Annotated in this window: 7 protein-coding genes and 1 pseudogene; 4 read left to right on the forward strand and 4 right to left on the reverse strand. The window is 43.5% G+C overall.

Translation table 11 applies throughout. From position 1 onward, the window contains the following. Window positions 1-33: 33 nt before the first annotated feature. Window positions 34-4,881, reverse strand: coding sequence for an NAD-glutamate dehydrogenase (locus I3257_RS00285; protein ID WP_238048447.1), 4,848 nt, complete (start codon window positions 4,879-4,881; stop codon window positions 34-36). A gap of 457 nt (window positions 4,882-5,338) precedes the next feature. On the opposite strand from I3257_RS00285, the gene purD reads away from it, so the two are divergent. Together purD and I3257_RS00295 are read left to right on the forward strand one after the other, a co-directional pair. Next, window positions 5,339-6,667 carry a phosphoribosylamine--glycine ligase gene (gene purD / locus I3257_RS00290; RefSeq protein ID WP_238048518.1) on the forward strand — a complete coding sequence of 443 codons (1,329 nt, stop codon included), beginning with the start codon at window positions 5,339-5,341 and terminating at the stop codon, window positions 6,665-6,667. 298 nt (window positions 6,668-6,965) lie between these two features. After that, entirely contained in the window at window positions 6,966-8,360 is a 1,395-nt protein-coding gene (locus tag I3257_RS00295; RefSeq protein ID WP_238048448.1) for an AarF/ABC1/UbiB kinase family protein, read from the forward strand. Window positions 8,361-8,499: 139 nt separating this feature from the next. Here the strand turns inward: I3257_RS00295 and I3257_RS00300 are convergent, their stop codons facing one another. Continuing rightward, the gene (locus I3257_RS00300; protein WP_238048449.1) at window positions 8,500-9,177 is read right to left on the reverse strand and encodes an SAM-dependent methyltransferase; all 678 of its coding nucleotides are present in this window, start codon (window positions 9,175-9,177) and stop codon (window positions 8,500-8,502) included. Between the two features lie 209 nt (window positions 9,178-9,386). Between I3257_RS00300 and I3257_RS00305 the strand changes: the two genes are divergently transcribed. Then, window positions 9,387-9,578, forward strand: a complete 192-nt coding sequence (locus I3257_RS00305; RefSeq protein ID WP_201540852.1) for a DNA gyrase inhibitor YacG — start codon at window positions 9,387-9,389, stop codon at window positions 9,576-9,578. A 47-nt stretch (window positions 9,579-9,625) separates the two neighbouring features. Beyond that, complete coding sequence (locus tag I3257_RS00310; protein WP_238048450.1) at window positions 9,626-10,807, forward strand: aspartate aminotransferase family protein; 1,182 nt, start codon at window positions 9,626-9,628, stop codon at window positions 10,805-10,807. A gap of 115 nt (window positions 10,808-10,922) precedes the next feature. Here I3257_RS00310 and I3257_RS00315 read toward each other — a convergent pair whose 3' ends face one another. Together I3257_RS00315 and I3257_RS00320 are read right to left on the reverse strand one after the other, a co-directional pair. Beyond that, window positions 10,923-11,822: a LysR family transcriptional regulator gene (locus I3257_RS00315; RefSeq protein ID WP_045448120.1), complete on the reverse strand. Its 900-nt coding sequence runs from the start codon at window positions 11,820-11,822 to the stop codon at window positions 10,923-10,925. A gap of 234 nt (window positions 11,823-12,056) precedes the next feature. Continuing rightward, window positions 12,057-12,542: pseudogene (locus I3257_RS00320) on the reverse strand (DNA polymerase III subunit gamma/tau); the annotation flags it as partial.

The following is a 12,542-nucleotide window of genomic DNA, read 5'->3' on the forward strand; positions in this document are numbered from 1 at the left end:
CGTTTTACTTAGTCACTAGTACTTAATAACTAATTACTTAGTTACTAAACCGCTTAGCTCACTCATCAATACTGACAACGTTGAAAGACCAATTTGACCATTTTCATCATTGCTATGCAGATTATCTAACTTGCTCATCTCTGTGGTGACAGACTCCAGATGATCCAAGTGACGTGAACGCCATTCACCAAACGCTTGCTTGGCATCTGGTTTAGATAATATGGCATCCATCAGTAGACGTAGACTACGTGACAGCTCGTTCATCAACGCATGGCGCGCGCGGCGATCCCAGTAGTCTTGCTGTGGTAACGTGGCGATGTTGTCCATCATCCAATCTAACTGCAAGACGTGATAGGCATCAAAGTACAACGTTGCAATCTCATCAACAGGACGCTCATATTGCTCAGCGAGCAGTGCGGCATCAAGTGCATCAACATGATAAGGCAGCATCGCAAACAACGCGGCATCACTATTAGACAGATCATTCTGCATCAGGCTAGTAGTATCTTCTTGCAAGTATTCTGCAAATTGTTGCTCAATAAAGCCGCCTGATTTGGTTAATTTCTCAACACTATCACTAAAGCGACTGATCATGTCAGCGACTTGCAATTCTTGACCAAAGGCATTTATAAACCAAACAACACCTTGCTCAAGCGCGTCACGTAGACGCAGCTCAAGAGTTAGCAGTAATGTAGCATCGACTTGATTGTCCAGTGCTTCAAGCGTGTTCCAAGCTTTTGACACATTGAAGACATCACGGCTAATCGCATAACCACGCACGATGGTCGCAAGCGATTGATCTGTTTCCTCATAAAGACGGAACAGTGCTTCAATGCCCAAACGATTGACCACACTATTGGTCAAATAGGTGCTGATAATCTCACGATGTAAGCGGTGTTCAGTCATCTCATCAAAGAACCGCGTCGCCAGCTCATCAGGGAAATACTTACGCAGCTCATTGATAAAGTACGCATCATCTGGCAAGTCTGATGATAACAAGTTGTCATACACCCACATTTTGCCATAAGCCATGACAACTGCCAGCTCAGGGTTGGTCAAGCCAGTATCTGCTTTTTGACGTTTGGCAATTTCTTCATCTGATGGCAGATATTCAATCGCCCGATCAAGACGCCCTTCACCTTCTAACATCTGAATAAAACGCTGATGATCACTTAAGTTAGCCGCCGCACGAATGTGGCTAAGCTCAATGGCTTGTGGTTGAAGGTAGTTTTGACGCAATACCAGTTCTGCCACGCTATCAGTCATGCTTTCAAGCAACTCATTACGCTGCTTTAAAGTCATGTCGCCTTGCTCGACCACTTTGCCAAGTAAGATTTTGATATTCACTTCATGATCTGAGCAGTTTACGCCGCCTGAGTTATCGATAGCGTCGGTATAAATGCGACCGCCCGTTTGTGCATATTCGATACGCCCTTGCTGGGTAAAGCCTAAGTTACCACCTTCACCAACGATAGCCGTACGTAGCTCATTGCCGTTGACCCGTACCGCGTCATTGGCACGGTCGCCGACATCAGCATGGCTCTCATTCACGCTTTTCACATAAGTACCAATACCGCCATTCCAAATAAGATCAACAGGCGATTTTAACAACGCACTGATTAACTCATTGGGTGCCATGCTATCTTCGGCGATATCAAAACGCTGTTTCATCTCAGCACTGAGCGTGATGCTCTTATCTTGGCGGGAGAAAACGCCACCTCCTTGGCTAATAAGCGACTTTTCATAGTCATCCCACGTCGAACGCGGCATGTCAAATAAGCGGGCACGTTCTGCATGTGAAGCAGCAGCATCTGGATTAGGATCAATAAAGATATGTAGATGGTTAAATGCAGCGACCAGCTGGGTATGGGTTGATAGCAGCATACCATTGCCGAATACGTCACCACTCATATCGCCAATACCAACCACGGTAAAGTTATCACGGTTTTGAATGTCCATACCACGCATACGGAAGTGGCGTTTGACCGACTCCCAACCACCGCGTGCAGTGATACCCATGGCTTTGTGATCGTAACCAACCGAGCCACCTGAGGCAAAGGCATCGTCGAGCCAGAAATCATATTCAGCAGATAAGGCATTCGCAATATCAGAGAAGCTAGCAGTTCCTTTATCAGCCGCCACCACTAAGTACGGATCATCTTCATCATGACGCACGGTGTTGGCTGGCGGGACAATTTTGCCATCAACGATATTATCAGTCACATCGAGCATGCCGCGTAGAAATGCTTGATAGCAAGCAATGCCTTCGGCTTGGAATGAGTCGCGACCATCTGCCATGGTTTTGGTTTTGACGATAAAGCCGCCTTTTGAACCAACAGGAACAATCACCGCGTTCTTGACCATCTGTGCTTTGACCAAACCAAGCACTTCGGTGCGGAAATCTTCCATACGATCTGACCAACGCAGACCACCACGAGCCACTTTACCACCGCGCAAATGCACCGCTTCAACGCGTGGCGAATACACGAATATCTCAAACATCGGTTTTGGTTTTGGAAGGTTAGGAATATCTGCTGCCAAAAACTTAAACGATAAACGATCTTTACGCTGACCATCGCTATCGGTTTGATAGAAGTTGGTGCGTACCATGGCGTTAATTAAATCTAAATACCAACGTAAGATACGGTCTTCATCCAAGCTATCCACACCTGCCAATGCCGCCGTGATTTTCTGTTGAATCTGCGCGGTTTTTTCTGTGCGCTCATCTTCACTGTACTTAGGGTTCATACGGGCATCAAACAGACTACCGAGCGCCACGCTAATGTCGCTATTTTTTACTACCGTTTGCTGAATATACGTACTAGAGAATGGTGCTTTTGCTTGCATCATATAGCGTGACAATGCTCGTAGCACCACCACATCATAAGTGTCTAAATTGGTCGTTAATACCAATTCGTTAAAGGAGTCACTCTCAACATGTCCCGCCCAAATCTGTTTGAGACTGTCTTCAAACTGACCACGCACCACTTGCATGTTGACAGTATCGACATGCTCTAGTGTCAGTTCATACTCTTGCATCCAAATGGGCTGCTCTGGCAAATCAAACTCATAGGTTTGTGCTGAAATGACAGACACACCAAAGTTTTCAAGGATTGGCAGGACTTTAGACAAAATAACAGGCTGTTCACGACCATACAGTTTTAGGTGTAATTGATTGCTTGCGTCGCCCGTTGATTGGTATAAATGCCAAATCATCGGCTGTTCTGCTGTCAATACAGCCAAACGCTTGGTGTCTTCAACCGCAGTACGGGCATCAAAACGCTCTTGATAAGCGGCAGGGATATAATTCAAAAAGCGACGGTTTAAAGCATTGGCTTGTTGCTCACCCACATTATCCAGCAGCATTTTTTGATAGCTGTCGCTCCATGATTGCATTAAAGCAGATAGTTTTGCTTCAAGTGCCACAGTATCGACGTCTTTCACTTGACCTGGCACTGTACGCACATGGACATGCACACGTGCGTGAGCTGATTCATTGAATTCGGTGGTAAACCCTGATGATGTGCCACCGTAGGCTTCTTTTAGGACGTTCTGTACTTTGATACGTAGCTCAGTGTTGAACTTGTCGCGCGGGATATAGACCAAACAGGAGACAAAACGCTGATAATGATCCACACGGCTGAATAGGCGCAGGCTCTTTTTATCTTGCAACTGGCTGATACCAGAAACGATAGGATATAGCTCTTCAACGCTGGCTTGAAAGAGGTCGTCACGCGGCAAGGTGTTAATCACATGCATCATTTTATGATGCGCATGACCGTCACGTGGCAATTCTGCCATCGCCATAATCTTATTGGCTTTGTCACGTAATAGCGGAATTTGCTGTACCGTTAGTTGATACGCTTGTGAGGTCAATAGACCAATAAATCGATATTCACCAACCAGCTTACCATTGTCATCAAATTTATGAATACCCAAAAAGTCCATATATACGGGACGATGCACAGGCGATAAACGGCTTGATTTGGACAACATCAACACTCTCGGTTCAGTCAATAGTTGCTTTAATACTTTTGGCAATTGGCTAAAACTTTCTGACAGTTTATCTTCTTCAGCACCGCGTAATAGACCAAGACCGCTATTACCAATGGCGAATAAATCTAAATCAGCAGGTTCAGCATTCACTTCGACAGCCTGCCCGCCTTCCAAACGGTATTCACGATAACCCAAGAATATAAAATGATCGTCTAATATCCAATCTAAAAACGCTTGTATCTCTTGCTGCGAGTAAAAAACTTCTGGCAGTGGCTTGTTTGATAGCTCAGCTTTGATATCCGTCAACTGCGCACGCATCTGCTTCCAATCGCCAACGACTGTATCTAGCGTATCAATTTTTGCCAATAACATTTGCTGTAATGCTGCCAGATCTTCATCATCTTGATAGGCAATTTCACAATGAATCAAAGACAAATGAGAGGTCGCGCTTTCATGTGCGCCTTCGACATGAGTAATATGACCATTATCATCACGTGCAACACTGACAATGATGTTATAAGTACGATGAACATCGATACCTTCAGACTCAAGACTCATCAAAATCGTATCGACTAAAAACGGTCTGTCATAGGCAACAATTTGAATAACCGTATGTGAGCTGTGAAAATGCTGCTCCTCTGCTTTGGGGTTCAGCACCTTCAGTTGTGGCTTGCTACCATCATAGGCCTGGAGCAACGTAAAATGATGTAATGCCATGCCCGCTAGGTCAGCATTACTGATAGTCTCAGCTGCCTCTGCGTGCAATGGCTGATAATAGCTATGAATAAAATGATCAAATAATGATTTGTCTCTTTGTACATAACTGGTAGCAATATCGCTTATCTGGCTGATGCGCTCTTTTGCGATACTGAGGGAGTTTGGCATGTCCTTCATCCTTTTTTATAGATTTAATTTATCATTTATTTAAGTTTATTAATTCGTACTAACTAATGGCAGCGCATAAATATGTGAAACATTATTGGTGCTGCGGAGCAGTATATCCATTTACGCAATTTATTCTGTTTTTTCTTGATATTTTAAGTTTCTCTCCTTTTTTCACCCTTATTTTTAGGAATATGTCACAATTGGGATTTAATGCCATTAATTTAGTGAAGTGTAACGTACATAGCGCGCCAGCTAAAGCGTACAACATCATTTCATGAATCAGCAACATGTCGATAACATTTACTCATGAGACAGGTTTTTCCGTTTATTGATGATTAATTGCTGGCAAGTGGATACTCATGGCAATCGGTACGACTTTTTTGTTAGAATATGCCAGTATATTTGAGAGTGTGTGGCTAACTCATAATTAACTTTAATGCTAAGGGCAAGACGTATGATGAATATTTTGGTGATTGGTTCAGGTGGTCGCGAACACGCGCTAGCATGGCAATGTGCAAAAGACGATAAGGTCAATAATGTCTACGTCGCGCCTGGTAATGCTGGTACAGCACTTGAACCTAAATGCCAAAACGTTGTCCTAGTATCTACGGGCGAGAACGTTAGTGAGCATAGTGCAATCATCGATTTTTGCCAAAACAATGCCATTGATATGGTCATTGTTGGACCAGAAGCGCCTTTGGTCACTGGTATCGTTGATGCTTGCCGCGATGCTGGGATTCAAGCGTGGGGACCAACAGCATACTGTGCACAGTTAGAAGGTTCCAAAACCTTCGCCAAAGAATTCATGGAGCAAAACAATATCCCTACCGCAGCCTATAAAGGCTTCACCGAAGCGGTAGCTGCCAAAGCTTATATCGATGAACAAGGCGCGCCCATCGTTATCAAAGCTGATGGCCTTGCCGCTGGTAAAGGTGTCATCGTTGCAGAAACTATCGAACAGGCATATGAGGCCATCGATGACATGCTTGCGGACAATAAGTTTGGTGATGCAGGCAGCCGCGTGGTGATTGAGCAGTTTTTGCAAGGTGAAGAAGCCAGCTTTATCTGCATGATTGATGGTAAAAATATCTTGCCAATGGCAACAAGCCAAGACCATAAACGGGCTTTTGAAGGCGATACAGGTCCGAACACAGGCGGCATGGGAGCATACTCTCCTGCGCCAGTGGTCACTCAAGATGTCCATAAAAAAGTCATGACCCAAGTCATTCAGCCAGTGGTTGATGCAATGAATAATGCGGGTCACCCTTATACGGGATTTTTATATGCAGGTCTTATGATTGATGAGGCAGGTGACCCTTATGTGATCGAATTTAACTGCCGTTTTGGTGATCCAGAAACTCAGCCAATCTTAATGCGTTTACAATCATCAATGGTAGATTTGGTGGCAAAAGGTCTAGCAGGACAGTTGCCTAGTGATGCTCAATGGGATAGCCGCCCTGCCCTCGGTATCGTCATTGCTTCAAAAGGCTATCCTGAAACATCATCAAAAGGTGATGTGATTGCTGGCTTGCCAGAACTAGATGATAATAATGACAACGCTGTCAAAGTCTTCCATGCTGGCACTACTTTTTCTGACAGTGATGCCATAGACCGTGAAAAAGAAGTGGTGACGAATGGCGGACGTGTATTATGCGTGACTGCTCTTGCAGATAGTATTTCAGATGCTCAGCAAGCCGCACTTGCGGTAACAGGTGCGATTAGTTTTGATGGTGCACAGTATCGCCGTGATATTGGTCATCATGCTATTGCTCGTGAAAACAGTTAAAAATAAATATTACTCAGGCGAGAGCTGTTCGCAGTTTTAGTCTGATACACCAAATTACTCTTAGCTTTTATGATTCGACCTAGCATCATGCTAGGTCTTATTTTTTGATATTATTTTTTACGAAATTATAATCTGCAAATATATACTGCGGCTTACAAAGTAACTGCTATTAGCAAGCTTAGGCTCATCAACCAAATGTGCTTTATATGATACAATTTTGTACCCGTACATCGCATCTCCCTTGTATTGTAGGTTTTGAACCCACAAATCAATACCAACTGGATGAATGATTATATTTATGGCAAATGATACATCTAAACCTTCTAGCACCAAGCAATCCATCGATAACTTAAAAACCTCAGGGTTTGATAGACGAATGTCGATTGCTAAAACCTCCTTAAATATTGGTCGCCGCTGGGCGGGTAATAGTGTGTCTGGCATGTTCTTAAATAAAGAAGCTCGCACAGCACGCAACCAAGTATTTATGGAAGCCCAAGCAAACTACCTCGCAGAAGAGCTAGGTAAGCTAAAAGGTTCGGTCGTCAAAATTGGTCAAATGCTAGCGATTTATGGCGAACATATTTTGCCACCAGAAATCACCCGTGCCTTGCAAACGCTCAATGACGATACCGCTACGCTATCATGGCCAACCATGCAACAAACCCTACAGCAATTATTGGGTGAAAAACTACATGAATTAGATGTCGATACGGTTCCTATAGGTACCGCGTCGCTCGCCCAAGTTCATCGAGCCACCGTGATTGCAACTGGCGAGCAAGTTGTATTGAAAATTCAGTATCCGGGTGTTGCTGATGCAATCAACTCAGATCTTGCTTTATTTAAGCAATTATTAAGAGTGAGTAATATCGTTCCGCAGACCCGTTCGCTCGATGCTTGGTTCGAAGAGATACGTGACCTACTCCATCATGAGGTGGACTATGAAGCTGAAGCCGCGACGACAGAACGGTTTTATGACCGTCTGAGTAATGATCCGCGTTACATAGTTCCCAAGATTAATCGCACTTATTCCAAAAAACGCCTACTCTGTATGTCTTATGAGCCAGGTATTACCGTAGTTTCTGAGGCATTACAATTATTACCTCATGAGCGTCGTAACGCTATTGGTCAGGCAGCCATCGAAATCATGATGCAAGAGATTTTTGTGTGGGGTGAAATGCAGACGGACCCCAACTTTGGTAATTATCTGGTTCGTGTCAGTGAAAATGAAGGCGATATCGATAAATTAGTATTATTAGATTTTGGTGCTATTCGTCAATTTGATAACAACCTTTTGACCATTGCGCATGGCTTACTAAAAGCTGGTTACCGCCATGATCATCAAGCAATGATGCTTGCAATGACGGGTTATGACTTCTTTGATAGTATGAGCGATAAAGTACGCTCTGATATGGCGTCACTATTTTTATTGGCAACCGAACCGTTTAGTGATCCAGCGACCAATCCTGATATTCCTAGCGATTGTCTAGATAAGGGCGACCGTTATATTTGGGCGAACAGCAAACTCCACTCTCGCCTCTCAACACAAGCCACAAAAGCGATGCAGTCTTTTGAGTTTAACTTACCACCAAAAGAATTTATGTTTATTAGTCGAAAATTTATTGGTGCTTATACCTTTTTGACGGTGCTTGATGCTTATACTGATTCGGATACCTTAGTAAAACCTTATTTATAGTTTTGATTGAAGTGAATTTTTTTGAATAGTAAGTAATTTTTGAACCGCCTTTTTGTGGCATTTTATTTACTTAGGCTATTCTATATATTACAAATTAGCATTTATTATTGGCAATATTGGTTTTAATTTATTACTTAGGCTATTTAACTTGATTCACAATATCCGCCTGCCACTCATCAAACCTAGTTTTATAACCCTCGGGCTTACGCATAATAAGTTCCCAGCATACCTCTCCACGGGCTAAATATTTTATTTCAAAATGCGTGCGCTGACTGTCATCAGCGACTTGATAGCGCTCATTAGGCAACGACCATATCTCCGTTGCTTGCTGCTCTGCATTATTGATATAGGCTTCGATGTTGGTTACTAGTACCACCTCTCCACCTACTTGCAAGCGTGACAATAAAAACTCGAAAAAAGGCATGTTTAGCCATTGCTGGTTGGGATTGTGCTGTTCAGGATTGGGGTACAGTATGAAGATTTGACTGACACTATTGGGTTTAATGGCATGCACAATCCATGCGATCGCATCAGCATGAATGGCAGTTAAGTTCGGTGAATCTTGTAGCACTGCCAGTTTGGCAAAAGCGTCAAATTTATTACGCGTACGTTCAATTGCAATCAAATGCTTATCGGTATTTTTTGCGGCGAAACCAAGCGCATGCTTACCCTTCCCTGCACCAATTTCTAATATTAAAGGGACAGCGCTTTTATTGTCGTGAATGATATTTGGCATAATAAAATCACGTGGCGCTGAAAGCTTTTCTGGTTGAAATGCTCGCTGTTGCTGATGTGTAAGATTAATATTATCGGTCATCTACTATCCTTAAAGTATTTGTCTTTTGCCATTATTCGGGCGCATGCTATTATATAGTCAATCCACTTCAATAGTAATATAGCGACAGCGAGTAACGCGCTATCGTAGTCTATCAAGTGCATACGAGATGAAAATATATGCAATTACCGACTGCCGCTCGCTAATGATGTTCATCATACAAATAAATTGAGGATACTCCCACCCTTATCATGACTGAATCTACCCCCCACAGCTCCCCTAAAACCTATCCTTGCCCACGTTGCGGCACTAAAACAGCATGGCAAGACAATAAATACAAGCCGTTTTGTAGCAGTCAATGCAAACTTATCGACTTAGGTGCATGGGCAAATGAAGACTATACCTTACCTGCAGAAACCACGCCTTTTTCTGACGAGCTATAATCAACACCTTCTTTTTTAACTAATTTATCATCTTAAGGATGTTTTATATGTCTGCTACTTATCTGATGCCCACTTATAACCGTCAGCCAATCAGCTTTACACGCGGTTCAGGCAGCTGGCTATATACCAAAGATGACACGCCTTATTTAGATGCGCTGACTGGTATTGCCGTATGCGGTCTAGGGCATTGCCACCCGCAAGTGACTGACGCCATTCAGCAGCAAGCAGCGACTTTAGTACATACCAGTAATTTATTCGGTATCGACTGGCAAGAGCGTGCGGGTGAAGTGCTATGTACAGCCGCCCAAATGGACAGTGTGTTCTTTGCCAATAGTGGTGCTGAAGCGAACGAAGCGGCGCTCAAATTGGCGCGTCTATATGCCTATCAGCAAGGTTTTAAACGCCCAAAAGTCATCGTTATGGAGCAGTCATTCCATGGTCGTACCTTATTATCATTGTCAGCCACCGCCAACCCAAAAGCCCGTGAAGGGTTTTACACATTAGATGATGACTTTATCCGTGTACCCTTTGGCGATATTGCCGCGATTAAGCAAGCCGCGCACGATCATGATGAAATTTGCGCCATCTTTGTAGAGCCTATTCAAGGTGAAGGGGGTTTAAATACTGCTGCCAACGGATTTACGTATCTTGAAGAACTACAAGCAGAGTGTGAAGCCCACAACTGGCTATTTATGCTGGATGAAGTGCAAACAGGTAATGGCCGTACGGGTAAATACTTCGCTTATCAACATAGTAATGCGCGTCCTGATGTATTGACGACGGCTAAGGGCTTGGGTAACGGTTTTCCAGTAGGCGCATGTATGGTACGTGGCCGCGCTAATGGCCTGTTTGGTGCTGGTAGTCATGGCTCTACTTATGGTGGTACGCCGCTAGCCAGTCGTGTAGTACATAGCGTATATGACGTATTGGCTAACAGTGATATCATGACCAATGCCGTGACCGAAGGGCTGTTTATTCGAGAGACGCTGGTCGATACACTAGGACAATATGGCGTCAGCAGTCGTGGTGCAGGTATGATGATTGGTATCGCTTTGCCTGAGGACATGGACTGTAGTCAGCTGGTTGATCGTGCGCGTGATGTACAAAAGCTCATCATCAATGTCACTGGTGGGCATGTTGTGCGCTTGCTACCGCCGCTTAATATGAGCCGCGATGAGAGCACACAAGTGGCTGAGCGTTTGATTGATTTGCTAAAACCATCCTTTTAAATAATTGGTCACACTAAACGCTAACACTAAAAAAAGCCTATAGATAATATGTCTATAGGCTTTTTGCTTTTGGAGGCTTTAAACTACTCTCTACGGTGCGTTATTCAAACGTCACCTAATTGGCATGAAAGTACTTTTTTAACACCTCTAAACAGCGAGTGATTTTGGCTGGCTGTTGATCACGGTTTAAGGTGACAGCATATAGTACAAAACTTGGTAATTGATAACCGGTCAACACTTCGACCAAGTCACCATTTTCAAGCTCTTTTTTGATGTCCATTTCCATCATTCTAACCAAGCCATGACCTTCTTTTGCCAAGGTGGTCGCCATAAAAACATTATTGGTATAAATACGTGAATTCATTTTCGTGCGCGTCTTTTTACCCGTTTCTGTCTGAATGAGATCAATTTGATTGGCATCTTTCATGATTTCAATACAAATCAGCTGATGGTCAGCCAAATCTTTAGGCGTCTGCAGTTTGGTATGTTGACGTAGATACTGCGGTGAAGCAACCAACATTTGGCGCACATCGGTCAATGGATGACTGCTGAGGCTCGAGTCATTAATCGATGGACTCATACGAATCGCAATATCGATCCGCTCATCAATCATGTCAATATAATGGTTGTCTGCCAGATAGGTAATGCTAAGATCATCATGTGCCGCCATCCACGTAGAAAGTGCCGGCAAAATATGATTAACGCCAAGCTCCGGTGTTGTCGCCACTCGTAAGCTGCCTGCCAACTCATCACGCAACTGATTGACCTTAATCCGCCCTTGTTCAGCAGCACTGACAACATCTTTTGCGGCTTCATAAAAGCTCTCGCCAGCTTCTGTTAAGCTCAGCTTACGAGTTGAGCGGTGTAATAGCACGACGCCCAGTTCATTTTCTAATGAGCGGATTTGCTGACTGACTGCACTGGTTGTAATGCCAAGCTCACGAGCAGAGCCACTAAAAGAGCCATGTCCAACCACACTGGCGAACACAGCCATACCGCGTAAATTATCCAACATATTCTCACCTAAACTTCATTTCAGTTTTTAATATAACTTAACCATTATAACGAATCTTAATTTATCTTATCGTTATTAAATATTTCTCTCTTGTTTAAAAAAGCCCATTTAATCTGCAATAAAAACAAAAATATCAAGGCGATAGTACAACATCGCCTTGATATTTTATATGAAAGTTGTATTTAATAAATATATAGACTTTTAAATAATTTTAACAACAGTTTTTCTGACTGTTTAATACAACTGAACCTTACCCATTTTTCCTTCACCGCGCTCATTCAAATACTGCATCACAGGCGTAGCAAGCAGTCTTGCTTCTGCAACCGTTTTGGCTTGCACCAAGCGCTTTTGTTGGCGACGCTCAGGCGTCTTATCCTCTGCTTGCATGACGCTGCCATCGATTTGTAAGTCAATTTCTGCTTGAGTGAACTGCTGTTGCAGTTTAGCCGCTAATTGCTGAAAAGTGGTTTGTAAATGCCGACTATCTACACTTGTTATAAATATTGCCTTGCCATTACATAAGCCCGTCATCATGCCTTGACGCGCAAGTGCTAATTCGTCTTGAGCCAATATCTCCGCTTCACGAGCCGTTTGTAGCCAATAATCCCATTTTTCTGGTGTCCACTCACCTAGCAGTTCTTGCGGTGAGCAACGCAGCAAAGTACGAGGATCATCAAGTTGCGTTGTTAACTGAGAATTATTTGCATCAGGCTCAACAAC

The organism is Psychrobacter sp. Ps7 (genome assembly GCF_022129225.1).
GTDB classification, from domain to species: Bacteria; Pseudomonadota; Gammaproteobacteria; order Pseudomonadales; family Moraxellaceae; genus Psychrobacter; species Psychrobacter immobilis_A.